Source organism: Sulfurivermis sp. (genome assembly GCF_059410345.1).
In genome coordinates this window covers 106,437-132,019 of the sequence record NZ_JBLJDO010000007.1, presented here as the reverse complement: position 1 = coordinate 132,019, position 25,583 = coordinate 106,437, and the positions used below count along the sequence as shown (strand labels likewise).

The 25,583-nt window shown below is 63.0% G+C and carries 23 protein-coding genes and 1 pseudogene; 18 read left to right on the top strand and 6 right to left on the bottom strand.

All coding sequences use genetic code 11. From position 1 onward, the window contains the following. The 7 genes from ACMV8A_RS08125 to ACMV8A_RS08095 form a co-directional block, all read left to right on the top strand. Positions 1–97: IS3 family transposase (locus ACMV8A_RS08125; RefSeq protein ID WP_495325269.1), on the top strand; the 97-nt coding region annotated here is incomplete at its 5' end. A 32-nt stretch (positions 98–129) separates the two neighbouring features. Beyond that, entirely contained in the window at positions 130–702 is a 573-nt protein-coding gene (locus ACMV8A_RS08120) for a ShlB/FhaC/HecB family hemolysin secretion/activation protein (RefSeq protein WP_495325268.1), read from the top strand. 37 nt (positions 703–739) lie between these two features. After that, positions 740–7,552: a hemagglutinin repeat-containing protein gene (locus ACMV8A_RS08115; RefSeq protein WP_495325267.1), complete on the top strand. Its 6,813-nt coding sequence runs from the start codon at positions 740–742 to the stop codon at positions 7,550–7,552. Beyond that, a complete protein-coding gene (locus ACMV8A_RS08110) occupies positions 7,549–7,776 on the top strand; it encodes a hypothetical protein (RefSeq protein WP_495325266.1) in 228 nt (75 codons plus the stop codon). The genes ACMV8A_RS08115 and ACMV8A_RS08110 overlap by 4 nt, the downstream gene beginning before the upstream one ends. A 46-nt stretch (positions 7,777–7,822) precedes the next feature. Next, on the top strand, positions 7,823–8,488 hold the full coding sequence (locus ACMV8A_RS08105; RefSeq protein WP_495325265.1) for a hemagglutinin repeat-containing protein: 666 nt from the start codon (positions 7,823–7,825) through the stop codon (positions 8,486–8,488). 156 nt (positions 8,489–8,644) lie between these two features. Beyond that, positions 8,645–10,261: an NAD(P)/FAD-dependent oxidoreductase gene (locus ACMV8A_RS08100; protein WP_495325264.1), complete on the top strand. Its 1,617-nt coding sequence runs from the start codon at positions 8,645–8,647 to the stop codon at positions 10,259–10,261. Next, positions 10,258–11,046: a TrmH family RNA methyltransferase gene (locus ACMV8A_RS08095; protein WP_495325263.1), complete on the top strand. Its 789-nt coding sequence runs from the start codon at positions 10,258–10,260 to the stop codon at positions 11,044–11,046. Before ACMV8A_RS08100 ends, ACMV8A_RS08095 begins: the two co-directional genes overlap by 4 nt. A gap of 9 nt (positions 11,047–11,055) precedes the next feature. On the opposite strand, the gene ACMV8A_RS08090 is transcribed toward ACMV8A_RS08095, so the two are convergent. The 5 genes from ACMV8A_RS08090 to trxB all read right to left on the bottom strand — a co-directional run bounded on the left by ACMV8A_RS08090 (position 11,056) and on the right by trxB (position 14,583). Further along, the gene (locus ACMV8A_RS08090) at positions 11,056–11,349 is read right to left on the bottom strand and encodes a type II toxin-antitoxin system RelE/ParE family toxin (protein ID WP_495325262.1); all 294 of its coding nucleotides are present in this window, start codon (positions 11,347–11,349) and stop codon (positions 11,056–11,058) included. Beyond that, entirely contained in the window at positions 11,337–11,621 is a 285-nt protein-coding gene (locus ACMV8A_RS08085; RefSeq protein WP_495325261.1) for a CopG family ribbon-helix-helix protein, read from the bottom strand. The genes ACMV8A_RS08090 and ACMV8A_RS08085 overlap by 13 nt, the downstream gene beginning before the upstream one ends. Positions 11,622–11,733: 112 nt before the next feature. Then, positions 11,734–12,411, bottom strand: a complete 678-nt coding sequence (aat, locus tag ACMV8A_RS08080; protein ID WP_495325260.1) for a leucyl/phenylalanyl-tRNA--protein transferase — start codon at positions 12,409–12,411, stop codon at positions 11,734–11,736. Next, entirely contained in the window at positions 12,408–13,559 is a 1,152-nt protein-coding gene (locus ACMV8A_RS08075) for a GNAT family N-acetyltransferase (RefSeq protein ID WP_495325259.1), read from the bottom strand. Before ACMV8A_RS08075 ends, aat begins: the two co-directional genes overlap by 4 nt. A gap of 70 nt (positions 13,560–13,629) precedes the next feature. Further along, complete coding sequence (trxB, locus tag ACMV8A_RS08070) at positions 13,630–14,583, bottom strand: thioredoxin-disulfide reductase (protein ID WP_495325258.1); 954 nt, start codon at positions 14,581–14,583, stop codon at positions 13,630–13,632. Positions 14,584–14,726: 143 nt separating this feature from the next. Here trxB and ald point away from each other — a divergent pair, with 143 nt between their 5' ends. The 10 genes and pseudogenes from ald (at position 14,727) to cysG (ending at position 24,492) form a co-directional block, all read left to right on the top strand. After that, positions 14,727–15,788 carry an alanine dehydrogenase gene (gene ald, locus ACMV8A_RS08065; RefSeq protein ID WP_495325257.1) on the top strand — a complete coding sequence of 354 codons (1,062 nt, stop codon included), beginning with the start codon at positions 14,727–14,729 and terminating at the stop codon, positions 15,786–15,788. Positions 15,789–15,854: 66 nt separating this feature from the next. After that, on the top strand, positions 15,855–18,182 hold the full coding sequence (locus ACMV8A_RS08060; protein ID WP_495325256.1) for a DNA translocase FtsK: 2,328 nt from the start codon (positions 15,855–15,857) through the stop codon (positions 18,180–18,182). 147 nt (positions 18,183–18,329) lie between these two features. Further along, complete coding sequence (gene lolA / locus ACMV8A_RS08055) at positions 18,330–18,926, top strand: outer membrane lipoprotein periplasmic chaperone LolA (RefSeq protein WP_495325255.1); 597 nt, start codon at positions 18,330–18,332, stop codon at positions 18,924–18,926. Positions 18,927–19,058: 132 nt separating this feature from the next. Continuing rightward, positions 19,059–20,381: a replication-associated recombination protein A gene (locus ACMV8A_RS08050; protein WP_495325254.1), complete on the top strand. Its 1,323-nt coding sequence runs from the start codon at positions 19,059–19,061 to the stop codon at positions 20,379–20,381. 15 nt (positions 20,382–20,396) lie between these two features. Next, a pseudogene (gene crcB / locus ACMV8A_RS08045) lies at positions 20,397–20,768 on the top strand (fluoride efflux transporter CrcB); the annotation flags it as partial. Continuing rightward, positions 20,768–21,073, top strand: coding sequence for a DUF190 domain-containing protein (locus ACMV8A_RS08040; RefSeq protein ID WP_495325253.1), 306 nt, complete (start codon positions 20,768–20,770; stop codon positions 21,071–21,073). The pseudogene crcB and the gene ACMV8A_RS08040, both read left to right, overlap by 1 nt. A gap of 27 nt (positions 21,074–21,100) precedes the next feature. Further along, positions 21,101–22,381, top strand: a complete 1,281-nt coding sequence (gene serS / locus ACMV8A_RS08035; protein ID WP_495325252.1) for a serine--tRNA ligase — start codon at positions 21,101–21,103, stop codon at positions 22,379–22,381. A gap of 9 nt (positions 22,382–22,390) precedes the next feature. Beyond that, the gene (locus ACMV8A_RS08030) at positions 22,391–22,696 is read left to right on the top strand and encodes a hypothetical protein (RefSeq protein WP_495325251.1); all 306 of its coding nucleotides are present in this window, start codon (positions 22,391–22,393) and stop codon (positions 22,694–22,696) included. A 15-nt stretch (positions 22,697–22,711) separates the two neighbouring features. Continuing rightward, positions 22,712–22,942 (top strand): hypothetical protein, encoded by a 231-nt coding sequence (locus ACMV8A_RS08025; RefSeq protein WP_495325250.1) that lies wholly within the window; start codon positions 22,712–22,714, stop codon positions 22,940–22,942. A gap of 149 nt (positions 22,943–23,091) precedes the next feature. After that, positions 23,092–24,492 carry a siroheme synthase CysG gene (gene cysG / locus ACMV8A_RS08020; RefSeq protein ID WP_495325249.1) on the top strand — a complete coding sequence of 467 codons (1,401 nt, stop codon included), beginning with the start codon at positions 23,092–23,094 and terminating at the stop codon, positions 24,490–24,492. Positions 24,493–24,571: 79 nt separating this feature from the next. Here the strand turns inward: cysG and ACMV8A_RS08015 are convergent, their stop codons facing one another. After that, the gene (locus ACMV8A_RS08015) at positions 24,572–25,036 is read right to left on the bottom strand and encodes a rhodanese-like domain-containing protein (RefSeq protein ID WP_495325248.1); all 465 of its coding nucleotides are present in this window, start codon (positions 25,034–25,036) and stop codon (positions 24,572–24,574) included. A gap of 111 nt (positions 25,037–25,147) precedes the next feature. Between ACMV8A_RS08015 and ACMV8A_RS08010 the strand changes: the two genes are divergently transcribed. After that, a complete protein-coding gene (locus ACMV8A_RS08010) occupies positions 25,148–25,537 on the top strand; it encodes a S24 family peptidase (protein ID WP_495325247.1) in 390 nt (129 codons plus the stop codon). The last annotated feature ends 46 nt before the right edge of the window (positions 25,538–25,583 follow it).

The following is a 25,583-nucleotide window of genomic DNA, read 5'->3' as shown; positions in this document are numbered from 1 at the left end:
CGACTACATCGAGCTGTTCTACAATCCCCGTCGGCGGCACTCGACCTTGGGCTACCTGAGTCCGATGGAGTACGAGAGGCAAGCTAATTTAGCTTAGGCGGGTGTACGCAGAACCTGGGGCAGGCCACATTGTATCGGCGATATTTTGGATCAGCGCAGCTTGATGCGACGCTTTCCTATCGTCAAGGTGTGGATTGGTTGGACGCCCAGCCTGAACCCGCCGATCGCCAGCCCGGGCAACCGACAACGCGCTACAAAATACAGACGTTGGATTTCGGCCTGGTTGCTCCATTCTCGCTTGGCGGCGTCGCGATGCGCTATTACGGCAGTTTCCGCGCACAAACCACCGACGATTTTTTGTTTACCTCGGAATTCTTTTCCATCGGCAATCGGTACACCGTGCGTGGTTTTGACGGGGAGCAAACGCTTGCGGCTGAGCGTGGCTGGTTCCTGAGAAACGAAGTCGACTTACCCGTGATATCCCCGGGCCTCTCCATATACGTGGGCCTCGATGGTGGCGAGGTCGCGGGGCCCTCGGCGAATCAACTGATAGGAACCACGCTGATCGGCGGTTCAGTCGGACTGCGCGGCGGTGCCGGCGGGTTCGCCTACGACATGTTTGCCGGCTGGCCATTGAGCAAGCCGGAAGGGTACATTACCGATCCGGTCACTGTAGGCGCCCAGATCAGTTACCAATTTTGAGTGTTCCCGTCGGGAACCAATCATGGGGAATAGGGACATGATGCCGCAACATGGATATAAGGATACGCAGGCAAGGAAAGTCACCCCGGCGCAGCGGATCACGGTGTGGGTGACGTTGGCGATATTCATTTGGCAACCGCTGGGCGTTGCGGCAGCCGGTATCGTCGCCGACCCGAACGCCGGCGCCAACCGTCCGGTGGTCGATGTGACTGCGAACGGCGTTCCCCTGGTACAGATCACCGCGCCTTCGGCGGCAGGCGTATCGCGCAACCAGTATCAGCAGTTCAATGTCGACCCCAGTGGCGCGATTCTGAACAATAGCCGCGGCGTGACGCTTACCCAGCAGGGCGGCTATGTGGCTGGGAATCCCTACCTGGGCTGCAATTCCGCACGCATCATCCTCAACGAAGTCACCAGCAGCAATCCCAGCGCACTGCGCGGCTATACGGAGGTGGCGGGGGCCAGGGCGGAAGTCATCATCGCCAATCCCAACGGCATCACCTGCGATGGCTGCGGTTTCATCAACACCAGCCGTGGCGTGCTGACCACGGGTACGCCGATCTTCGGCGGCAGCGGCAGCCTCGACGGATTCCGCGTTACGGCAGGAAACATCGCGATCGAGGGCGCGGGCCTCAATGCGACCAATATCGAACGGGTCGACCTGATCAGCCGCAGCGTCAAGCTCAACGGCGAGCTTTGGGCAAAGGACGCCCGCGTCGTCGTCGGCGCCAACGAAGTCAACTACGCGGGCTTGGGCGCGCGCGCGATACAGGGGGCCGGCGCAGCGCCGACCGTCGGCATCGACGTGGCGCTGCTGGGCGGCATGTATGCGGACAAGATTGTTCTGGTGGGAACGGAAACCGGCGTCGGTGTCCATAGTGCCGGTACCCTGGCGGCTACTGCCGGCAACTTCACGCTCACCAGCAACGGTGATGTGGTCCTGTCCGGGAACACGGCGGCGTCAGGTAATGCAAACATTGCCACTTCTGGGTCATTTCGCAATGAAGCAACGGGAAGTCTCGGTGGCGCGGTAGTAAACGTGGGCGCAGCCGGTCAGCTAGAAAACGACGGTAGGATAGACGGAATTCAAGTCAATTTGAGTGCGGAAGTCGTGCGCAACCGGTCGATGGTTGTGGCCGATGATCTGACGATAAGCGGAGGAGAAATTTTTAATGCCGGGGCCGCTGCCGTCTTGGCGGCCACCAATTCGATTAATTTATTTGCGCATGATCTGCTGAAAAATAGCGATCAGGCAACGATTTACAGCTTGGGAGACATAAATATCGCCGCCGATGCAACGAAAGATGCTCATGGCGCATTATCGAATCCGATCGCAAAAGTTGAGAATGCGTCGGGGGTCATTCAGGCCGAGGGAAATTTGAATATTGTCGCCAAGGATATAGCCAATGTCCGCACCGTTTTCTTGCGGGATACTGTGATAACAGCGACAAATACCCAAACACTGCAACCATACCCTGGTTATGAAGTAGGGGATATGTTTTATGGGACATGGGTTAGTTTCAGTCCTTTGACGCGTTATATCGCCCCTGCTGATCTGATATCAATCAACCCTGATACAAAGTTTATCTCGTTCTACGAAACGGTTTCTCCAGACTACGACTCTTGCTGGATAAATTGTTCGTCGCAGCGCGTTGTCAGAACTTTGTATTTTGAAACTTTTGCGAGTTCTGGTGCAAACTACAAAATTTCGTATTTACCGGGTTTTAATCCAAATGTGCACATCATTCCTAATGAACGTCGTTCAGTTGGGACTGATAAAGGCACAATCTATGAGCAGCAACGGACGCGGGTCAAAACGACCACAGAGGAACGTGTAACCTCGCTATCGGCCGAGCCGCAGTTGCTGGCTGGCGGCAACATAAATGTTGGTCTTGTTGGTACTCTGACCAACAGTATGGGGACTATTTCGGCGGGTGGAGCCGTTGCCATCAAGGGGCAGGAAGGGGCGGACGGTGTTGACCGCAGCAGCCTAATCAATCAAGGCCACGCGCTGATCCGCACGGAGGCCACCACGGGTTCCTCGTATTTATATGGTTCGTTTACCGATTGCATGGATCCTTTCTGTTTCAATACGGTGACCCATAATCGAAGTGCTACCCTCCCGCTGACGCCACAGTACCAGTACGCCACTATCGATTCCATCGCCAGCGCGATTACCGCCGGCCAGTCCATCGACATCAATGTTGGCACGTTGGTCAACGACGTGGCGAGTTCGGCCCTGGTTCCGGACGGCGGCATGCCTGGCGGTACGCCGCCATCCTATACGCCGGCCCTGCCGGGTGGCGGCTTGTTCACCACCCTCACCGAGCCGGACCAGCCGTACCTGGTGGAAACCGACCCGCGCTTCACCAATTACAAAGAGTTCCTTTCCAGCGACTACATGCTGCGCCAGCTCGCCGCCGATCCGCAGGTGATACAGAAACGGCTCGGCGACGGCTTCTACGAGCAAAAGCTGGTGCAGGAACAGATCGTCAGCCGGACCGGGCACACCGTCCTTGCAGGTTACACATCGAAAGAGGAGCAGTTCAGGGCGCTGATGGATCAAGGCCTGGCCGCGGCGCAGGAGTTCGAATTCATTCCGGGCGTCGCCCTGAGCGCGGAGCAAATCACTGCGCTCAACCACGACATTGTCTGGATGGTCGCGCAGGACATCACCCTGCCCGATGGCACCAAGGAGCGCGTGCTCGCGCCGGTGGTCTATTTCGGCGGGGCCGGCCGGATGAATCTGACCGCGGGCGGCGCCTTGATAGCCGCCAACGACGTCGATTTGATTACCGGCGGCACTCTGCAAAACAGCGGCACTATCGACGGCGGCAGCAGCCTGCAGATTGCGGCGGCCACGGTGCAAAACATCGGCGGTGCCATCCAGGGCGGCGGTGAGGTGGCCATCGACGCCGCCGGCGACATCCTCAACCGCAGCGGCAGCATCACGGGCCACAACGTGGCGCTCACCGCGGGCGGTGACTTCACCATCGACACCGCAACCGCCACAGCCACCCTGACCGGCCGCGACCGGGGCGGTGACTGGACCACGAGTACCACCGTCCTGGGCCAGCGTGGCAGTGTCGGCGCGGCTGAAGCGCTTGAGATCCGCGCCGGGCGCGACTTCAAGGTCAGCGGCGCCGACGTGGCCGCCGGCGGCGATGCGCTGCTTCTGGCGCAGGGCGACATCACGGTCGATACCGTCGCCAGGACGTCCTCCAGCAGCACCCGGACCGGCTACGGCCACTACGACTCCGGCCAGACCGAGCACCAAATCAGCACCGTCCAGACCGGCGGCGACCTGACGCTGGCCAGTGGCGGCGACACCCGCCTGACCAGTGCCCGCCTCGCCAGCGGCAACAATCTCACCGTAGTCACCGAGGGCAACCTCACCATCGACGCCGCCAAGAACAGCGCCTACGTGGACGAGGACGCCCGGGACGGCAAGGACTTCATGCTGAAGAAGACCTTTGACGAGGCCGTGGTGGGTGCCGAGGTGTCTGCCGGGAACAATCTGACGCTTGCCGCCATCGCGCCGGCGCAGTTGGCCAGCGAAGGCGACTATGCCGCCAAGCGGGGGGCTGACATTACCATCGTCGGGGCCCACGTCAGTGCAGGCACGGTACCTGGTGCGGAGGGGAGGCTTACGGTGGTTGCCGAAGGCGACATCGCCGTGACGGAAGCGCGCGAGCGGCACGAGAGCCTGACGGCATCGCACCTGACCGATCACGGCCTCATGTCGACCACGGTTACCGGGAAAATGGACCGGAGCGACTACGACCTCGCCGTCGGCAGCACGCTTTCCGGCGAGCGGGTCCAGATCGGGGCCGGCAACGATATCGTTGTCCGCGGCAGCAATGTCGTCGGAACCGGGGATGTTATCCTCCAGGCAGCAAATGACGTAACCATCGCGGGCGCACAGGAATACCACAGCGAAGAACACAACAGCTTCAAAAAGGAGTCGGGACTGCTGAGCGGCGGCGGGATCGGGATTACCCTTGGAACCCGCAGCCTCAAGACCACCGATGATGCGACTGCCGTGAATCAGGTGGAGTCCACCCTCGGCTCCACCGAAGGCCGGGTCAGCATCGCCGCCACCGGCGACGCGCGCGTCAGCGCATCGGACATCATCGGCGACCAGGGGATCGACATCCGCGGCCGCAACGTCAGCATCGAAGCGGCGCACGAGACCCAAAGCAGCGACCAGACCTTCGAATACAAACAGGCAGGCATCAGCCTGAGCCTGACGGCACCGGGCGTCAACACGGCCATCGCCGCGACGGAAACGCTGGAGCGCTCCGAGCAGGCCAAGGACTCGCGGCTGGCGGCGTTGCAGCAATACCGCGCCGCGCGCCAGGGCTATGACGCCTACAAGGAGGTCAAGTCGGCCCAGGACATCAACAGCGACACCGGCCTCAAGGTCTCCATCTCCATCGGCAGCAGCCAGAGCCGCAGCGAAAGCCATGCAGAGGAAAGCCAGGCGCGCGGCAGCACCCTGCATTCCGGCGGCAACATCACCCTGACCGCCACCGGCAGCGACGGGGAAGACGGCCTTACCGGCGGCGACCTCAGCGTGGTGGGCTCCCGCATCGAAGGCCGCAACGTCACCCTCGATGCCGCCCACGACCTCACCCTCGCCGCGGCACAAAACACCCACAGCAGCCACAGCACCAACTCCAGCTCGGGCGGGTCGATAGGGATATCGTTCGGACTGAGCAAAAACACCAAAGGCTTCTCCTTCGAGGCCAGCGCCTACCAGGCGGGCGGCAACGCCGACGGCGAAGGCGTCAGCCACACTGAAAGCCAAATCAGCGCCACAGAGGGCCTGACCCTGCGCTCCGGCCGCGACACCACCCTGCGCGGCGCGCAGGCCCAGGGCGAGACCGTCCAGGCCGAGGTCGGGCGCGACCTCACCCTCGCCTCCCTGCAAGACACCGAAACCTTCCACAGCAAGCAGAGCAGCGCCGGCGGCGGCTTTTCCGTCGGCACCGGCGGCTTCTCCGCCAACCTCGCCCTGAGCGACGGCAAGACCGACGCCGACTACCGCTCGGTCAACGAGCAGACCGGCATCTACGCCGGTGCAGGCGGTTTCGACATCCAGGTGGGCAAGCACACCGCCCTCGACGGCGCGGTCATCGACTCCAAGGCAGCAGCGGACCAAAACCGCCTCAGCACCGCAACCCTGAGCTACGCCGACCTGCAAAACACTGCCGCCTACAGCAGCGAAAGCAGCAGCGTCGGCATCGGCACCAGCGGCCCGAGCGGCTTTGGGGTCGGCAGCGAGAAGGGCAGCGACCGCAGTATCAGCCGTAGCGCCGTCGCCGCCGGCACCCTCGACATCCGCGATGCCGAAAATCAACGACAAGACCTCGACGGCCTCAGCCGCGACCCCGGCCAATCCCCCCGCGCCCTGGCCCAAATCTTCGACAAAGAGGCCGTGGCCGAGCGCCAGGAACTGGCCCAGCTGTTTGGGGAAGAGGCCTTCAGGGCCGTAGGCGACCTCGCCGAACGGCGGCGCAAGCAAGCCGCCGCTGAGCTGGTCGATGCCGACCTGCAACGGCGTGAGGCCCTGGCCTCGGGTGACAGTGCAGCGCAGGCGGAGGCAGAACAGCGGATGCAGGACGCCAACGCCTCCCTCGACCGCTGGGCCGAAGGCGGTATCGCCCGCGTCGCCCTGCACACCGTGGTCGGCGGCCTCCAGGCCGAGATGGCCAACGGCAATGCCCTGAGCGGCGCGGCAGGCGCCGCCACCAGCGCCTCCATGACCGGCAAGGTCAACGACTACATCAACGACTACATCAACGACTACATCAACGACGCCCTGGCCGGCTCAAACATGCCGGACACGCTGAAAACTCTGGTCGCCAACCTTGCCACCAATGCCATCGACGGGGCTGCGGGTGCGGCCATCGACAGCATGAGCGGCGGCGGCAGCTCCGGTGCCCAGGCCGCGTTGGGGGTGGACAGGTATAACCGGCAGCTGCACTGGGATAAATTCCTGGCTGAGAAGGCCGCGTGTGACAAGGCGCCCAGTGCCAAGGGATGCGAAACGATCGAGAAGATGGGAGGTGACCGTTCTCAATTCATCGGCGACATGGGGATGTCGCAGTCAAACGTCATTGCCAACTACGACACCGATGGAACGGTGGTCAGTTATACCATCGTTGACAAAGACAACAATCAGCCCCTGTTCATCATGGAGCCTCTTGAATTTGAGGCATACCGTAATGCCTCTGAGGCTACTCGCGGCTGGTACGTATTGTCGCCTCAATGGTCGCTGGACAGCGCATCGAGCATGCTTAACGCGGCAGTTGGTGATTTTGGCCGTGCACAAGAAGATTTTGAGCTTGCGGCGAGTTCACCGGAATATTGGTGGACGGTGGCGCTTAGTGCTACCGGCTCACAGGTTGCTGTCACTAAGAGGATAGCGGGGGATGTTCCAGATAGTGCAGTACAGTATGTCTTTGATGCACGTGTCGGCCGATATCGCGAGGTTTCTACAGGGCAATTTGCAGCCGCTAGGGATATTCCGTGGCCGGACAACGCGGGCTTTGCGCGTAGTGCACGACAAACAGTACAGCCCGGGACGATTCTGGATCGCTATGGCAGTGAAACTGGACGTTTCTTAGGCGAGCCTAGCGCTACCATTTCTCAGCGTGGTATGGCACAAGGCTCGGAAGCCATGCCCTACACCCAATATCGCGTTCTTAAACCGCTAGAGGCGCAAGTTGGTCCCGCAGCGCCTGTGCCCGCGTTCGGTGCTTCAGGTGGTGCTACGCAATATTTGCCGAGCCGTACGATTGAGCAACTAATCAAAAATGGATTCTTGGAGAGGGTGGCCAGATGAGCGATGAATTCGAAGTCGTCGCCAGTGGCTTTAAGCGCACCTCAGATGTTCCAAAAGATGAACGCTTGTTTTACCGGTGCACAGATTGTGGTGCAGTGATTCCGTCCGCGCCAAATGACAACATCGGATGCGAGTGCGGGAATGTTTTTATTGATAAGGACTACTGGCGGCTTATTGTTGTCGATCTTTCTAAGTTGGAAGTCGTTAAAAAGAAACCGGGATAAAAACGGCCAACTCAAATTGACGAAACCGCCATGCCCACTATTGGTTGTGCTGCCGATACTGGCGGCACAGCTAATTATCGCATCCACTGCAATTGGCATCTCAAGCGACACCGCCCTGCGCGGCGCGCAGGCCCAGGGCGAGACCGTCCAGGCCGAGGTCGGGCGCGACCTCACCCTCGCCTCCCTGCAAGACACCGAAACCTTCCACAGCAAGCAGAGCAGCGCCGGCGGCGGCTTTTCCGTCGGCACCGGCGGCTTCTCCGCCAACCTCGCCCTGAGCGACGGCAAGACCGACGCCGACTACCGCTCGGTCAACGAGCAGACCGGCATCTACGCCGGTGCAGGCGGTTTCGACATCCAGGTGGGCAAGCACACCGCCCTCGACGGCGCGGTCATCGACTCCAAGGCAGCAGCGGACCAAAACCGCCTCAGCACCGCAACCCTGAGCTACGCCGACCTGCAAAACACTGCCGCCTACAGCAGCGAAAGCAGCAGCGTCGGCATCGGCACCAGCGGCCCGAGCGGCTTTGGGGTCGGCAGCGAGAAGGGCAGCGACCGCAGTATCAGCCGTAGCGCCGTCGCCGCCGGCACCCTCGACATCCGCGATGCCGAAAATCAACGACAAGACCTCGACGGCCTCAGCCGCGACCCCGGCCAATCCCCCCGCGCCCTGGCCCAAATCTTCGACAAAGAGGCCGTGGCCGAGCGCTAGGAACTGGCCCAGCTGTTTGGGGAAGAGGCCTTCAGGGCCGTAGGCGACCTCGCCGAACGGCGGCGCAAGCAAGACTTGCCGAGACTCGGAGGCTGTGTGGGTTTGTGATAGGAAACGCGTTAACATGTACGCCCATTTTCCAGTGCACCTCCATGCATGTTGCGACTCACTGAAATCAGGCTTCCCCTCGAACACACCGACGCCGATCTGGCCGCCGCCGTGGTGCAACGGCTGGGTATCGGGCCGCAGGCGCTGCGCAAGTGGCACATCGCCCGGCGCGGCTACGATGCGCGCAAGCGGGGCGCCATCATCTTCACCTATACCCTGGACGTGGAGGTGGACGACGAGGCAGCGCTGCTGCAGAAATTCCATGCCGATCCCCATGTGGGACCGGCGCCCGATACCACCTACCAGTTCGTGGCCCATGCGCCGGAGCAACTCGCCAGCCGCCCGGTGGTGATTGGTACCGGGCCGTGCGGTTTCATGGCGGGACTGTTGCTGGCGCAGATGGGGTTTCGCCCCATCATCCTGGAGCGCGGCAAGCCGGTGCGCGAGCGCACCAAGGACACCTGGGCGCTGTGGCGCGAGGGCAAACTCAATCCGGAATCCAATGTGCAGTTCGGCGAGGGCGGTGCGGGCACCTTCTCCGACGGCAAGCTGCACAGCGGCATCAAGGATCCGCGCCACCTGGGCCGCAAGGTGCTCACCGAATTCGTCGCGGCCGGGGCGCCGGAGGAAATCCTCTACATCAGCAAGCCGCACATCGGCACCTTCCGCCTGGTGAGCATGGTGGAGAAGATCCGCGCCAGCATCGAATCGCTGGGCGGTGAGTTCCGTTTCAACAGCCGCGTCGATGACGTGGAGATCGAAGACGGCGCCATCAAGGCCCTGGTGTTGGCGAACGGCGAGCGCATCGCCGCGGACCATGTGATCCTCGCCGTCGGCCATAGCGCGCGTGATACCTTCCGCATGCTGCATCGCCGCGGTGTGTACATGGAGGCCAAGCCGTTCTCCATCGGCTTTCGTATCGAACATCCGCAGTCGATGATCGACCGCTGCCGCTTCGGCCCGCAGGCCGGGCATCCTGAACTGGGCGCCGCCGACTACAAGCTGGTGCACCACTGCAAGAACGGCCGTGCGGTGTACAGCTTCTGCATGTGTCCCGGTGGTCAGGTGGTGGCCGCCACCTCGGAACAGGGACATGTGGTGACCAACGGCATGAGCCAGTATTCGCGCGCCGAGCGCAACGCCAACAGCGGCATCGTGGTCGGTATCACGCCGGAGCAGGACTATCCCGGTGACCCGCTGGCCGGCATCGCCCTGCAGGAGCAACTGGAGGCCCGCGCCTTCGAACTGGGCGGGCGCAACTATCAGGCGCCAGGGCAACTGGTGGGCGATTTCCTCGCCGGGCGGCCGTCGACCGAGTTCGGCGAGGTGCAGCCGTCCTATACGCCGGGCGTGCACCTCACCGACCTGAGTACCGCCTTGCCGGATTACGCCATCGCGGCGCTGCGCGAGGCGATCCCGGCCTTCGACAAACAGATCCGCGGCTTTGCCCGTGCCGACGCGCTGCTCACCGGCGTGGAGACGCGCACATCTTCCCCAGTCCGCATCCGCCGCCACGACACCACCTTGCAGAGTCTCAACGTGAAGGGCCTGTATCCGGCCGGCGAGGGCGCCGGTTATGCCGGCGGCATCCTTTCCGCCGCGGTGGACGGCATCAAGGTGGCCGAGGCGCTGGCGCTGGACATGGTGGCGCAGCCGCCGCGATGAGCACCTTCAAGCACATTACCTCGGCGGACAATCCGCAGTTCAAGCAGCTGAAAAAGCTGGCCGGCAGCGCGCGTGAGCGGCGCAAGGTGGGCCAGACGTTACTGGATGGCGTGCACCTGCTGCATGCCCTGGCCGACGCCGCTGGACAACCCGAGTTGCTGGTGGTGCGCGAGGGCGCGCAGGAGATGGCGGAGATCAGCGCCTGTCTGGCGCGTTTTCCCCAGGCGCCGAAGCTGTTGCTGACCCCGGCGTTGTTCGATGCCGTTGCGCCGGTGGAAACACCGACCGGCATTCTGGCGTTGCTGGCGGTAGTGGAGCCGGAGTTGCGCGACTATGGCTGCGCTGTGTTGCTGGAAAACATCCAGGATCCCGGCAATCTCGGCAGCATCATCCGTACCGCGGCCGCTGCCGGTTGCGATGCGGTGTTTCTCTCCAAGGGCTGCGCCGAGGCCTGGTCGCCCAAGGCGCTGCGTGCCGGCATGGGCGCACACTTCGCCATCCACATCCACGAACAGCAGGAACTGACGGAGGTGGCGCGGCACTTTCCCACAGTGCTCGCCACCCGGCTCGATGCCGCGCACTCGCTTTACGGCATCAACCTCACCGGCTCGACTGCCTTCATATTCGGCAACGAAGGTGCCGGGCTGTCGCCGGAGCTATCCCTCTGCGCTACCCACGGGGTGCGGATACCGATGCCCGGCAAGGTGGAGTCCCTCAACGTTGCGGCGGCGGTGGCCGTGTGTCTGTTCGAGTGGGTGCGGCAGTGCGGAGCATGCAAGGTCTAATCAGCCAGGCTATGCCGGATAGTCGAGTTCCAATTGATGGCGGATGGCGAGGATGCGAACCTGATCGCGTGCCGGGACGAAACGGTATAGGGCAACGTAGCCCGACTTGCCGTAGGAAACAACGAGCTCCCGAATGTCACCCTCGACATAGCGCCCGATCAAGGGGTGTGCTCCAAGTGTGTCGACAGCGCTCGTGATGGCGGTGGCAGCCGCCATGGCTGCTGCAGGGTCCTGCGCGAGCAGGAAATTAAACAGACGCTCCAGATTCGTGAGCGCGTTTTCGGAGTAGATTACCTGCGCCAAGGTTTCGGCCTTTCGGTGGCAACTCCCTGCGCCATCCGTTCCAGCCAGGCATGTACGTCGTCGGCACGGTATATATTGCCGCCTTCTTCAATGTCCTTGTCCGACCGCATCGCCTCCTGCACGAATTCATACAAGCGTTCCTCCCGCGCCACCTCCCGTTCCAGTGCCTCAAGCATCACACTGTGGGGCGAGCGGCGGCTCAGTTCGGCCAGCCTCTGAATCCGGGCCTTGAGTTCATCGGGAAGCTTTATCGATGTGGAGATAATGGGCATGGATGACTCCCGCTGCATAAGTAGTCACATAGTAGTACCAGGGGGCGTAGGGTGCAAGTGCAAGATGCGACAGGTAGCGGAGTAGTCTAGGGATCGGTACATGCAGGGCACATCATGATTTCGCGTAAAGACGAAGTAGTTCGACGAAACGCCGGCGCGGGATCTCCTCCGCCCCCAGACTGAGCAGGTGGTCAGTCGTGACCTGGCAGTCGATGAGCACCACGCCTTCATCCTGTAGCTTGCGCACCAGATGCACGAAGGCCACCTTGGATGCATCGGTTTTGCGGCTGAACATGGATTCGCCGTAGAACACGCGGCCGAGACGGATGCCGTACAGCCCTCCCACCAGTTCCTCGCCATGCCAACTTTCCGCCGAGTGGGCGTAGCCCAACTGATGCAGCCTGATATAGGCCTGCTGCATCTCCTCCGTGATCCAGGTGCCGGGCTGGCCGCGACGCGGTGTGTCGGCACAGGCGCGGATCACCTGCGCAAAGGCCGTGTCGAAGCGTACGTGAAAGCTGCCCTTGTTGATGATCTTGCGCAGGCTGCGCGACACCTTGAGCTGTTGCGGAAACAACACCGCGCGCGGGTCCGGCGACCACCACAGGATCGGTTGGCCGGGGCTGTACCAGGGAAAGATGCCGTGGCGGTAGGCATTCAGTATGCGCTCGGGGGCGAGGTCGCCGCCGACGGCGAGCAGGCCGTCCGGTTCATGCAAGGCGTGTTCCACCGGCGGAAATGCGTAGCTCGTATCGTTGGGGTCGAGCCAGTAGGGGCCGCGGCCGCTCATGATGTGGCGTCGTTATCCTTGAATGGCAGGTGGGCGCGCAGTTCGCGCATGTGTTGCTGCATCGCCTGGTGTTCCTGCGGCAGATAGCGGCCCACCGCCTCGCTGAAGGCTGGGTGGGCCAGGTAATGGGCTGACCAGGTGGGCGTCGGCTCGAAACCGCGCCACACCTTGTGCTCGCCCTGGGCGCCGGGCTCGAAGCGGTGCAGGCCGTGGGCAATGCAGTAGTCGATGCCCACATAGTAACAGGCCTCGAAGTGCAGGCTGTTGAATTCCTCCAGGCAGCCCCAGTGGCGGCCGTACAGTGTGTCGCCGGAGCGCAGGTTGAGGGCGCCCGCCACATACTCGCCCTGGTGTCTGGCCAGTACCAATACGACGCTGCGCGGCAGCTCGCGGCCGATGGCCTGAAAGAACGCCAGCGTCAGGGTGGGATGGCCGCCGCGCTTGTCGTAGGTGCTCTCATAGAAACGGTGAAAGATCGCCCACTGTTCAGCGCTGATCTCGTCGCCGTGCAGTACCTCGATCTCGATACCGGCGTCGCGCACCCGGCGCCGCTCCTGTTTTACTTTCTTGCGCCGGTCGCGGGTGAAGCGCTCCAGATAGTGATCGAAGGACGTGTAGCCGCGGTTGAACCAGTGGTACTGGCAGCCGGTGCGGCGCAGAAAGCCGTGCCGCTCCAGACGGTCCATTTGCGCATCGTCGGGAAACAGCCAATGCATGGACGAGGCGCCTTCCTCGCGCAGCAGATCATGCACGGCGGCGATGAGTTGGGTTTCCACCGCGCTGCGGTCGGCTGCGTGGTGCACCAGCAGGCGCGGCCCGGTGACCGGGGAGTAGGGAACGGCGGACACCAGTTTGGGGTAGTAACGCAGGCCGCTGCGCTGGTAGGCATCGGCCCAGCTCCAGTCGAATACCAGTTCGCCGTAGGAGTTGTCCTTGAGGTATAGCGGCACCGCGCCGAGCAGGGCGCCGTCGTCGTCACGCAGGGTGAGGTGACGGGGGCGCCAGCCCCAATGGTCGCCAACGCAGCCATGCCGCTCCAGGCCGGCGAGGAATTCGTGGCGCAGGAACGGGTTGTCGAGACCGCCTTCGAGCGCGTTCCACTCCGCGGCGGTCACTTCATCGAGTGCGCTGACGATGGCAATTTTCATCGGGACAATAAAAAACCCGCAGGATTGTGCCTGCGGGTTTTGATGGGGCCGCGGGGGCCTGAACGCAAGCTTAGCCCTTGCCCTCCAGGAAAGCCTCGGCGTCCAGTGCGGCCATGCAGCCGGTGCCGGCGGAGGTGATGGCCTGGCGGTAGTTGTGGTCGGCCACGTCGCCGGCGGCGAACACGCCTTCGATGTTGGTGGCGGTGGCGTTACCGTTGCGGCCGCCCTGGGTGACGATGTAGCCGTGCTCCAGGGTGAGCTGGCCGTCGAACAGGTCGGTGTTGGGCTTGTGGCCGATGGCGATGAATACGCCGGTCAGGGCCAGGTCCTTCTTGCTGCCGTCCTGGGTGCTCTTGATACGCAGGCCGGTGACGCCGGTGTTGTCGCCCAGCACCTCGTCCACCTCGTGGTTCCACTCGATGGTGACCTTGCCTTCCTTGACCTTTTCCATCAGCTGATCGGTGAGGATCTTCTCGCAGCGGAACTTGTCGCGGCGGTGCACCACGGTGACGTGCTTGGCGATGTTGGACAGGTACAGCGCCTCTTCCACGGCGGTGTTGCCGCCGCCGATGACGGCGACGTTCTGGTTGCGGTAGAAGAAGCCGTCGCAGGTGGCGCAGCCGGAAACGCCGCGGCCCTTGAACTTCTCCTCCGACTCCAGGCCCAGGTACATGGCGGAGGCGCCGGTGGCGATGATCAGGGCGTCGCAGGTGTAGGTGGCGGAGTCACCGGTGAGGGTGAAGGGGCGCTTGGACAGATCGGCCTTCATGATGGTGTCGAAAATGATCTCGGTGTTGAAGCGCTTGGCGTGGGCCTCCATCTGCTGCATCAGGCCGGGGCCGGTCAGGCCGTGCTCGCCGCCGGGCCAGTTGTCGATCTCGGTGGTGGTCATCAGCTGGCCGCCCTGTTGCATGCCGGTGATGATCACCGGATTGAGGTTGGCGCGGGCGGCGTAGACGGCGGCGGTATAGCCGGCGGGACCGGAACCGAGGATCAGCAGGCGGCAATGCTTGGTTTGACTCATGTGGTAGACTCCATCGCAGTTAAATTCCTGAATTCCGTGCCCGTATTGGCGCAACAGACGCCGGATATCGGGACAGATTCGCAAAGTTCAAGCCGTAGTCGTGGCATGTTACGGAATGGTTCCCGCAGGGTAAAGGACAGCGTATGCGTATCGGCATTCCCCGTGAGGTGAAAACCCTTGAAGGTCGCGTGGGTTTGATCCCGGCAGCGGCGGCCGAACTGGTGCGCGCCGGCCATGACGTGGCCGTCGAGCAGGAGGCCGGCTGCCTCAGCGGTTACAGCGACGACGACTATCGGGCGGTGGGGGTGAGCGTGCAGCCCGATGCACCTGCGCTCTACGGTTGGGCGCAGCTGGTGGTGAAGGTGAAGGAACCGCAGCCGCAGGAGTGGCCGCTGTTGCGTGCCGACCATCTGCTGTTCTGCTACCTGCACCTGGCCGCGGAGCCGGCGCTGACGGAGGCATTGCTGCGCATCGGTCTCACCGCCGTGGGCTTCGAGACGGTGGAGGAGACCGATGGCCGCCTGCCGCTGCTCGCGCCCATGAGCGATATCGCCGGGCGCATCGCCGTGCAGGCCGGCGCCCATCTGCTCACGGCGCCGCAGGGCGGCAAGGGCATCCTGCTCGGCGGCCTGCCGGCGGCGGAGCGCGGCCATGTGGTGGTGCTCGGCGCGGGTGTGGCCGGCGGCAGTGCGGCTGCCGTGGCCGCGGCCCTGGGGGCGCGGCTGACGGTGTTCGACCGCAACCGCGACAAGCTGGCGGCGATGCGCGCCCTGGGACCCAACGTGACAGCCCTGTATCCCTACGCCGATGCCGTTGCCCGCACGGTGGTGACGGCGGACCTGCTGGTGGGAGCGGTGCTGATCCCCGGCGCCCGCGCGCCGCATCTGGTCAACGCGGCTACCGTGCGCGCCATGGAGCCGGGCAGCGTGGTGGTGGACATCTCGGTAGACCAGGGCGGCTGCATCGAAACCACCCACCCCACCACCTGGGCGGCGCCGACCTATATGTGGGAACGGGTGTTGCACTTCGGTGTCACCAATATGCCCGGCTCGGTGCCGCGCACCGCCTCGCAGGCCCTGTCGGCGGCCCTGATCCCCTATGTGCAGCGGCTCGCACAGGGGGACTGGGAGACGCAGACGGCCCTGGCACGCGGGGTGAATGTACGCGGCGGGAACCTCGTGCACCCGGCCTTGAAGGCCGTGTAATCGCGGCATCTAATCTGTATAATTACAAAGTCTTAGTTACTATTTTTACAGTAAAAGGTTAAATTCTTGGCCCAGGCAAGCAGCAAGAAACCGGATCGTTTCGTCCTTGGACAGCAGTTGCGGCGCGGCCTGCGCGAGGCGGCGCTGTACCTGTTCGGCGCCGTCGCCATCTATCTGCTCATCGCCCTATATACCTATCACCCGGCCGACCCGGGCTGGTCCAGCGTCGGCCGCAATGCCGGGGTGGCCAATCTGGGTGGCCGTGCCGGCGCCTGGTTCGCCGACATCTTCCTCTATCTGTTTGGCTATATGGCCTATCTGTTTCCGGTGATGGTGGCCTACAGCGGCTGGCTGCTGTTCCGCGGCCGCAACGAGGAGGACACGGCGCAGAACCACGCCGAACTGGCCCTGCGCAGCGCCGGATTTGTACTTACGGCGATGGCTGGTGCCGGTCTTGCCTTCCTGCATTTCCACAACGCTGGCGTACCGTTGCCACAAAGTGCCGGCGGCATCCTGGGCGATGTGGTGGGGCGCAGCCTGGTGGGTTCATTCAGCTTCCTTGGCGCCACCCTGTTCCTGTTGGCTTTGTTCCTTACCGGCGTCACGGTGTTCACCGGCCTGTCCTGGCTGTGGGTGATGGACGTGGTCGGCGCCTGGACCCTGCGCCTCGGCGCCTGGCTGCGCCGCCTGCTGCCGCAGCTCAACGAGTTTCTCGCCGCCCGTCAGGCGCGCCAGCAGCGCGAGCAGGTGGTGAAGACGGAACAGGCCAAGGTGGCCAAGCGGCCGCCGCCGCGCATCGAGCCGGTGATCAAGCAGGCGCCGGTGGTGTCGGAACGGGTGGAGAAGGAAAAGCAGGTGCCGCTGTTTGCCCCATCCGCGGGCGAAGGCGGCCTGCCGCCCCTGGCCCTGCTGGATGTGGCCGAGCAGGGTGGCAACCGCATCTCGCCGGAGGCGCTGGCAGCGGTGTCGCGTCTGGTGGAGATGAAGCTGCAGGATTTCGGCATCGAGGCCCAGGTGGTGGAAGTCCACCCTGGTCCTGTGATCACCCGTTTCGAGCTGCAGCCCGCCGCCGGCATCAAGGTGAGCCAGATCTCCAACCTATCCAAGGACCTGGCCCGCTCGCTGTCGTCCATCAGCGTGCGTGTGGTGGAGGTGATTCCGGGCAAGACCACCATCGGTCTGGAGGTGCCCAACGAGACGCGTGAGATCGTGCGCCTGTCGGAGGTGCTCACCTCGCCGGCCTATGAAAACGCCGCCTCGCACCTGACCCTGGCCCTGGGCAAGGACATCGCCGGTGTGCCGGTGGTGGCGGATCTGGCCAAGATGCCGCACCTGCTGGTGGCGGGCACCACCGGTTCGGGCAAGTCGGTGGCCATCAACGCCATGATCCTGAGTCTGTTGTACAACGCCACCCCGCGCGACGTGCGCATGATCATGGTCGATCCCAAGATGCTGGAGCTGTCCATCTACGAGGGCATTCCGCACCTGCTGGCACCGGTGGTCACCGACATGAAGGACGCCGCCAACGCCCTGCGCTGGTGCGTGGCGGAGATGGAGCGGCGTTTCAAGTTGATGGCTAATCTTGGCGTGCGCAACGTCGGCGGCTACAACAAGAAGGTCAAGGACGCCATCGCCGCCAAGCAGCCGATCAAGGATCCGCTGTGGAAGCCGCTGGTGCCCGATGCGCCGGAGCTGGAGGAGCAACGCCCCGAGCTGGATACACTGCCCTACATCGTGGTCATCGTCGATGAGTTGGCCGACATGATGATGGTGGTGGGCAAGAAGGTGGAGGAGCTGATCGCCCGCCTGGCGCAGAAGGCGCGCGCCGCCGGCATCCATCTGATCCTGGCCACCCAGCGTCCGTCGGTGGATGTGATCACCGGCCTCATCAAGGCCAACATCCCGACCCGCATCGCCTTCCAGGTGTCGTCGCGCATCGATTCGCGCACCATCCTCGATCAGCAGGGCGCCGAAAGCCTGCTCGGCAACGGCGACATGCTCTACCTGCCGCCGGGCCACGGCGTGCCGGCGCGTATCCACGGCGCTTTCGTCTCCGATCAGGAGGTGCACCGCGTGGTGGATGACCTGAAGAAGCGTGGTCGCCCCGAGTACGTGGAAGACATCCTCAAGGGCGGCGGCAGCGACAATGGCGAGGCTGGTTTTGCCGGTGACGGCGGCGGCGAAGGCTCCGAGTCCGACCCGCTGTACGACGAGGCGGTGCAGATCGTGTTGGAGAGCCGCCGCGCCTCGGTGTCCGGTATCCAGCGCCGCCTCAAGATCGGCTACAACCGTGCCGCGCGCATGGTGGAGATGATGGAGATGGCCGGCGTGGTCGGCCCGTTGCAATCCAATGGTGCGCGCGAGGTGCTGGCGCCGCCGCCACCGGAAGACTGAGAAAACAGGCGATCCGCAAATGAACGCAAATGAAGGCGTTCTAGGCGATTGTTTCGCGTTCATTTGCGTGTATTCGCGGACCAGTTCTTTACTTTCGTTTCGAGTGATGACATGAAATATTTCAATTACATTTGGCGGACCGTTTTGTTGTCATCGCTACTGACGTTGAGCGTGCCTGGCCAGGCCGCCGACGGCAAGGTGCGGCTGGATGCCTTCTTCAAGGGGCTAAAGACCATGCGCGCCGAGTTCGTGCAGACCCTGGTGGATGCCGAGCAGCGCGTGATGGAGCAAAGCGAGGGCGTGCTGCTGCTGTCGCGCCCGGGGCGCTTCCGTCTGGATTACGCCAAGCCCTATAGCCAGCTCTATGTCGCCGACGGCAAAAAGGTATGGATGTACGACAAGGACCTGGAGCAGGTCACGGTGCGGTCACAGGACGAGGCGCTGGGCAGCACGCCGGCGATGCTGCTGACCGGCAGCGAGCCACTGGAACGCAGCTTCATTCTGCAGGAGCTGGGTGATCACGAGGGCTTTACCTGGATCGATCTCAAACCGCGCGAGAAGGATGCCACCTTCGCCTATATCCGCCTGGCCCTGGAGGGTGATGTGATCCGCGCCATGGAGATGGTGGATAACTTCGGCCAGATGACGCGGCTGTTCTTCCATACCGTGAGCCGCAACCCGCCGGTGGAGGCGGGCGCCTTTCGCTTTACGCCGCCGCCGGGCGTCGACGTGGTGGGTGAGTGAAAGAGAGGTATCCGTAAATGAACACCCATCCACGCGAATGATTAAACCGCTGTCTTTATTGGCGCGTAATTGGCGTTCATTTGCGCACTGTTCCGCTTCTTTTTTAATTGCGATGCGCGCGGCAGACGTGTGATGAAGGAGCCGGATCGCTTCCATCCCCTGGCGGACCGTATGCGGCCGGCTGCGCTGGAGGAATACTTCGGCCAGACCCATCTGCTCGGTCCGGGCAAGCCGCTGCGCCTGGCCATCGAATCGGGCAACCTGCACTCCATGGTGTTCTGGGGCCCGCCCGGTACCGGCAAGACCACTCTGGCGCGCATGATCGCCGGCCGCGCCAATGCCCAGTTCATCGCCATCTCGGCGGTGCTGTCCGGGGTGAAGGACATCCGCGAGGCCATCGCCCAGGCACAACAGGTACGCGCCGCCTACAATCGCGGCACCGTGCTGTTCGTGGACGAGGTGCACCGTTTCAACAAGTCACAGCAGGATGCCTTCCTGCCCTACGTGGAAGACGGTACCGTCACCTTCATCGGCGCCACCACTGAAAATCCCTCCTTTGAACTGAACAACGCGTTGCTGTCCCGTGCCCGCGTCTATGTGCTGAAGAGCCTGACCGCCGACGATATCCTGGCTGTGCTGGAGCGGGCGCTGCACGATGCCGAGCGCGGTCTCGGCGACCGGCCCCTGGTGCTCGCACCGGAGTTGCTTGCGCGCATCGCCGAGGCGGCCGATGGCGATGCCCGCCGCGCCCTCAATCTGCTGGAGATCGCCGCCGACCTGGCCGACAAGGTGGGTGGCCGGGAGGTGGTCTCGGAGGAAACCCTGCACGAGGTGCTGGCCGGCGGCGGGCGCCGTTTCGACAAGGGGGGCGAGGTCTTTTACGACCAGATATCCGCCCTGCACAAGTCGGTGCGCGGCTCGGCACCCGATGCCGCCCTGTACTGGCTGACGCGCATGCTGGACGGCGGCTGCGATCCGCTCTACATTGCGCGCCGCGTGGTGCGCATGGCCACCGAGGACATCGGTAACGCCGACCCGCGCGCCCTGCGTATCGCCCTGGATGCCTGGGATGTGCAGGAACGCCTGGGTAGCCCGGAAGGCGAACTGGCTATCGCCCAGGCGGTGCTGTACATGGCCTGCGCACCCAAGAGCAATGCGGCCTACATGGCGTACAATGCCGCCATGGCCGACGTGAAGCAGCATGGCTCCTATGAGGTGCCGATCCATCTGCGCAACGCGCCGACCAAGCTGATGAAGGAACTGGGCTACGGCAAGGCCTATCGCTATGCCCACGACGAGCCGGAGGCCTATGCGGCGGGGGAAAACTATTTCCCCGAGGACATGCCCGAGCGTCACTACTACCAGCCGGTGCCGCGCGGCCTGGAACTGAAGATTGGTGAAAAGCTGGCCCACCTGCGCGAACTGGACCGTGCGGCACGGCAGAAGAAGAAATAGCGGCAGGGGAGATCGATGATGCAGATACTGGCCATTGCAGGAGGCGGCGCCGTCGGGGCGCTGATGCGCTTCTGGCTGGCAGGTTGGGTGTACGGCCTGCTCGGGCGCGGTTTTCCCTGGGGCACGTTGGTGGTCAATGTCAGCGGGTCGCTGCTGATGGGCCTGCTCTATGTGCTGCTGGTGGAGCGCATGAATGTCGCGCCGGAGTGGCGCGCCTTGCTGCTGGTGGGTTTCCTTGGTGCCTTCACCACTTTTTCCACCTTCTCGCTGGAAACTCTCAATCTGATCGAGGATGGACAGTTGTTGCGGGCGATGATGAACGTGTTGCTCAGCGTTGTGCTGTGTATCGGCGCGGCCTGGGTCGGAATGGTAGGGGGGAGACAGCTATGAGCGGCGCAGAAGTCACTGTGGTGCGTATCTATACCAGCGAAGGCCAGGGACAGGCGGACAACCTGCTCAAGCGCCTGCATGACTGGGAACATGTGCGCGGCGTCACCGTCTACCGTGGCATCGCCGGTTTCGGCGTCTCGGGCAAGGTGCACACCGCCAAGTTGATGGATCTGTCGCTGGACCTGCCGATCATCGTCGAGTTCTTCGACACACCGGACAAGGTGGCCGCGATCCTGGAACACCTGAAGAACGATATCAAACCGGGCCATATGCTGAGCTGGACGGCCCGGGTGAACGACTGAACACGCGAACGTGAAAGGATAAAGAACATGCATGACCCCCGCCTGTTTCGGGCCGAACTGGAAACTACGGCGCAACTGCTCGCGCGCCGCGGTTTCGTGCTGGACACCGCCGCCATCGGCCGCCTGGAGGCCGAGCGCAAGGATATCCAGATGCGTACCCAGGAGCTGCAGGCCGAGCGCAACAGCAGCTCCAAGGCCATCGGTCAGGCCAAGGCGCGCGGCGAGGACACCGCGCCGCTGCTCGCCGCCGTGGCCGACCTCGGTGACAGGCTGAAAGAGGCCGAGGCGCGCCTCAACGCCATCCAGGACGAACTGAACGCCCTGCTGATGGGGGTGCCCAACATCCCGCACGAGAGCGTGCCGGCGGGCCGGGACGAGAACGACAATGTGGAGGTGCGCCGCTGGGGCACGCCGCGCAGCTTCAGCTTCACGCCGAAGGATCACGTCGACGTGGGCGAGGGCCTGGGCCAGCTCGATTTCGAGACCGCCGCCAAGATCACCGGCTCGCGCTTCGCCACCATGCAGGGTGCGCTGGCGCGCATGCACCGCGCCCTGATCCAGTTCATGCTGGACCTGCATACGGTTGAGCACGGCTATACCGAGACCTATGTGCCTTATCTGGTCAACGCCGACAGCCTGCGCGGTACCGGCCAGTTGCCCAAGTTCGAGCAGGACCTGTTCGCCCTGCGCGGTGAGCAGAACTACTATCTGATCCCCACCGCCGAGGTGCCGGTCACCAACATCGTGCGCGACACCATCGTCGAGGCCGAACGCCTGCCGCTCAAGTTCGTCTGCCATACCCCCTGTTTTCGCAGCGAGGCCGGAGCCTACGGCAAGGACACCCGCGGCATGATCCGCCAGCACCAGTTCGAGAAGGTGGAGCTGGTGCAGATCGTGCGCCCGGAGGACTCCTGGCAGGCGCTGGAGGAGTTGACTGGCCACGCGGAAACGGTGCTCAAGCGCCTGGAACTGCCGTATCGCACCATGGCCCTGTGTGCCGGCGACATGGGTTTTTCCGCAGCCAAGACCTACGATCTGGAGGTGTGGCTGCCGGGACAGGACAAATACCGCGAGATTTCCTCCTGTTCCAATTTCCAGGATTTCCAGGCGCGGCGCATGCAGGCGCGCTGGCGCAACCCGGAGACGAAGAAGCCCGAACTGGTGCATACCCTGAACGGCTCCGGTCTGGCCGTTGGCCGTACCCTGGTGGCGATTCTGGAGAACTATCAGCAGGAAGACGGTGCGGTGGCCGTACCGGCCGCGTTGCAGCCGTATATGGGCGGCCTGACGGTCATCACAGCGCGTTGAGGTGCAGCGATGAAGCTTCATTTGTTTGCTGTCGTGTTGATGCTGGCGTTGGCGGCGCCCTTGCATGCCGGGGTGTGGGATGACATCAAGTCCGATGCCCGCGAGCTGAAAAAAGACGTAAAGGACGGGGCGAAGGAACTGAAGCAGGACATCAAGGAGGGCGCCAAGGACTTGAAGAAAGATGTGAAAGAAGGGGCCAAGGAACTGAAGAAGGATGTCAAAAACGAGTCCAAAAGCACCTGGCAGAGCTTCAAGGGCGGTGTGAAGGATGGTTGGACCCGTTTCAAAAAAGGCTGGCACGATTTCTGGAATTGACCCAGGAGGTATGCGATGGCGCGGATAGGCTTGCTGTTATTGCTGCTGGTGAGTGGTCTTGCCCTGGCCAGCGCGGATAAGGACAAGGGATTCAAGAACGAAGTGAAGGAAGGGGCCAAGGAAACATGGCAGGGTTTCAAGGAAGGCGTGAAGGATGCCGGCCGTTCCCTCAAGCAGGGCGGCAAGGCCATCAAGGAAGACGCCAAGGAGAGCGTCGATAAGGTAAAAAAGGATTTGCAGGACTGAGGTTTCCCTCCCGCAAGCCCCCAATGGCTGACGCTGGTTCCTCGACGCGGCGTTGTCTTCCCTGTTTGAGTCCCCATATCGGGCTAGGTTATGCCCCGGCTTCCGGGTAAACTAATCGCCCCTTTAGTCCACTACGAGCTGCTAAATCGATGGATTTATTGCCAATTTTCATGAATGTGCGTGGTCGCCGCACCCTGGTGGTCGGTGGCGGCGACGTGGCGGCACGCAAGGTCGGCCTGCTGCTGGAGGCTGGTGCCGCGGTCCACGTGGTCAGCCCCGCACTCAATGACACCCTGCAGGCGCAGGCGAAAAGCGGCGCCATCAGCCATCGCGGCGCTGGGTTTGCGCCGGCGGACCTGGACGGCGTTGCGCTGGCAGTGGCTGCCACCGACGCTGAGGCGGTCAATCGGCAGGTATCCGAGCTGGCGCAGGCGCGCGGCATTCCGGTCAACGTGGTGGACAATCCCTCCCTGTGTAGCTTCGTGATGCCTTCCATTATCGACCGCTCGCCGGTGCAGATCGCCGTATCCACCGGCGGCGCGTCGCCGGTGTTGGCGCGGCTGTTGCGCGCGCGCCTGGAGTCGGCCATTCCGGCCGCCTATGGCCGCCTGGCGCAGCTGGTGGAAGGTTTCCGCGACAAGGTGAAGGCGCGCTTCAAGGACGTCAATGCCCGGCGTAATTTCTGGGAAAAGGTTCTGCAGGGCGAGATCGCCGAGATGGTGTTCGCCGGCAAGGACGAACAGGCTCAGGCCGCCCTCGAGGCCGCGGTGGCGGCGGGCAAGGACGAGCCGGTCGGTGAGGTGTACCTGGTCGGCGGCGGCCCCGGTGACCCGGACCTGCTGACCTTCCGCGCCCTGCGTCTGATGCAGCAGGCCGATGTGGTGGTCCATGACCGCCTGATCTCCAAGCAGGTGCTGGACCTGTGTCGGCGCGATGCGGAGCGCATTTACGTCGGCAAGGAACGTGACAACCATGCCTTGCCGCAGGATGAGATCAACATGTTGCTGGTGAAGCTGGCCAAGGAAGGCAAGCGCGTCTGCCGCCTGAAGGGCGGCGACCCGTTCGTCTTCGGCCGTGGCGGCGAGGAGATCGAAACCCTGGCCGCCGAGGGTGTCAACTTCCAGGTGGTGCCGGGCATCACCGCCGCCATCGGCATGTCGTCCTACGCCGGTATCCCGTTGACCCACCGCGACTACTCGCAGTCAGTCACCTTCGTGACCGGTCACCTCAAGGACGGCAGCATGAACCTCAATTGGTCGGCGCTGGCCCAACCCAACCAGACCGTGGTGTTTTACATGGGGCTGAAGGGGCTGTCGGTGATCTGCGACAACCTGATCAAGCATGGTCGCTCGCCCGATACGCCGATGGCCCTGGTACAGCAGGCGACCACGCCGCGGCAGAAGGAATTCATCGGTACTTTGGGAACCATGACCAAGGTGATCGCCAAGGAAGAGGTCAAGCCGCCGACTCTGATCGTCGTTGGTGAAGTGGTGCAGCTGCACAAACAGTTCAGCTGGTTTGAACCGCAGGCGTATTACGGGGATAAATGAGAGTTTCGAGTTTGTAGTTGCGAGTGTCGAACGGCGGGCTGGTGCCCCCGTTTCGGAACCCGCAACTCGAAACTGTTTTTCAGGCCGGCTTGCGCTGTTCCGGGCGCAGCTTGGTGGTGAAATAGTCTTCGCCGCTGTCTTCGTCGACCGGGTTGCCGTTGCCGTCGAGCATGGGCTGTTCGAACTCGAACCAGCCGCGCATGCCGGTCTTGAGGGAGTAGACGTGCTTGAAGCCCATGCGCTGCATGGTGTGGGCGGCGAGCACGCTGCGATAGCCGGAACGACAGATGACGACGATTTCGCGTTCGCGGCCGGCGGCGAGTTCCGGTACGGTTTCTTCGTAGTCCCACTCGCAGGCGGATTCCAGCACACCGCGCGGTACGTTGATGGCTCCCTCGATATGCATGGCGGCGAATTCATAGGGTTCGCGCACGTCGACGAGCAGCAGATCGGGCGTGCTGTTGAGCTTTTCCTCCAGATCCCAGGGGAATAGCTCGTCCACGTCGGATAGGCATTCGGCGACCAGATCGGTGTAATGCTTCATGGCGACTACCTTGCAGGTTCAGCGGGTAACACGGGTGAGGCAGAAGGCAGCAATATTACTTGCTTTGGGCAGCGGACTCAAAGCGTCGCATTGATGTAGAGAGGCAGAATCATGGCCGTGGAAAAATTCATCCCGATCAAGAACGAACAGCAGCCGGAGCCCGAAGACGAGCGCCTGGCGGCGTTTTCCAGCCCCTGTGAGGGCAATGAGCCCTATGCCCTGATGGTGCTGGGCGACAGCATGCTGCCGGAATTCACCGAGGGCGACGTTATCGTCATCTACCCTAAGAATGTGGTGAAGGACGGCTCCTATGTGGTCGCCCATCACAAGGACGAATACATCTTCCGCCAGTATGTGATGGTGGAAGGTCGTAGCTATCTCAAGGCGCTGAACCCCGCCTATCCCATGGAAGAGGTGCCGGGTGTCGAGGTGGTGAAGGGGGTGATTGTGCAGAAGAAGGGCAAGGGCGGGGGCCGCAAGAACATCAAGCACTACGTTTGATCGGCTTCGAGTTTCGAGTTTCGAGTTTCGAGGACAGCGCTTGTTC

What these genes read in the sequence shown, in the direction of transcription:
- ACMV8A_RS08040 (WP_495325253.1), top strand. Translation starts at nt 20,768, where the DNA reads ATGAGCGGCGCAGAAGTCACTGTGGTGCGTATCTATACCAGCGAAGGC.
- ACMV8A_RS08030 (WP_495325251.1), top strand. Translation starts at nt 22,391, where the DNA reads ATGAAGCTTCATTTGTTTGCTGTCGTGTTGATGCTGGCGTTGGCGGCG.
- ACMV8A_RS08015 (WP_495325248.1), bottom strand. Translation starts at nt 25,036, where the DNA reads ATGAAGCATTACACCGATCTGGTCGCCGAATGCCTATCCGACGTGGAC.
- ACMV8A_RS08050 (WP_495325254.1), top strand. Translation starts at nt 19,059, where the DNA reads ATGAAGGAGCCGGATCGCTTCCATCCCCTGGCGGACCGTATGCGGCCG.
- ACMV8A_RS08110 (WP_495325266.1), top strand. Translation starts at nt 7,549, where the DNA reads ATGAGCGATGAATTCGAAGTCGTCGCCAGTGGCTTTAAGCGCACCTCA.
- serS (WP_495325252.1), top strand. Translation starts at nt 21,101, where the DNA reads ATGCATGACCCCCGCCTGTTTCGGGCCGAACTGGAAACTACGGCGCAA.
- ACMV8A_RS08115 (WP_495325267.1), top strand. Translation starts at nt 740, where the DNA reads ATGATGCCGCAACATGGATATAAGGATACGCAGGCAAGGAAAGTCACC.
- aat (WP_495325260.1), bottom strand. Translation starts at nt 12,411, where the DNA reads ATGAGCGGCCGCGGCCCCTACTGGCTCGACCCCAACGATACGAGCTAC.
- ACMV8A_RS08095 (WP_495325263.1), top strand. Translation starts at nt 10,258, where the DNA reads ATGAGCACCTTCAAGCACATTACCTCGGCGGACAATCCGCAGTTCAAG.
- ACMV8A_RS08075 (WP_495325259.1), bottom strand. Translation starts at nt 13,559, where the DNA reads ATGAAAATTGCCATCGTCAGCGCACTCGATGAAGTGACCGCCGCGGAG.
- trxB (WP_495325258.1), bottom strand. Translation starts at nt 14,583, where the DNA reads ATGAGTCAAACCAAGCATTGCCGCCTGCTGATCCTCGGTTCCGGTCCC.
- ald (WP_495325257.1), top strand. Translation starts at nt 14,727, where the DNA reads ATGCGTATCGGCATTCCCCGTGAGGTGAAAACCCTTGAAGGTCGCGTG.
- cysG (WP_495325249.1), top strand. Translation starts at nt 23,092, where the DNA reads ATGGATTTATTGCCAATTTTCATGAATGTGCGTGGTCGCCGCACCCTG.
- ACMV8A_RS08085 (WP_495325261.1), bottom strand. Translation starts at nt 11,621, where the DNA reads ATGCCCATTATCTCCACATCGATAAAGCTTCCCGATGAACTCAAGGCC.
- ACMV8A_RS08100 (WP_495325264.1), top strand. Translation starts at nt 8,645, where the DNA reads ATGTTGCGACTCACTGAAATCAGGCTTCCCCTCGAACACACCGACGCC.
- ACMV8A_RS08010 (WP_495325247.1), top strand. Translation starts at nt 25,148, where the DNA reads ATGGCCGTGGAAAAATTCATCCCGATCAAGAACGAACAGCAGCCGGAG.
- ACMV8A_RS08025 (WP_495325250.1), top strand. Translation starts at nt 22,712, where the DNA reads ATGGCGCGGATAGGCTTGCTGTTATTGCTGCTGGTGAGTGGTCTTGCC.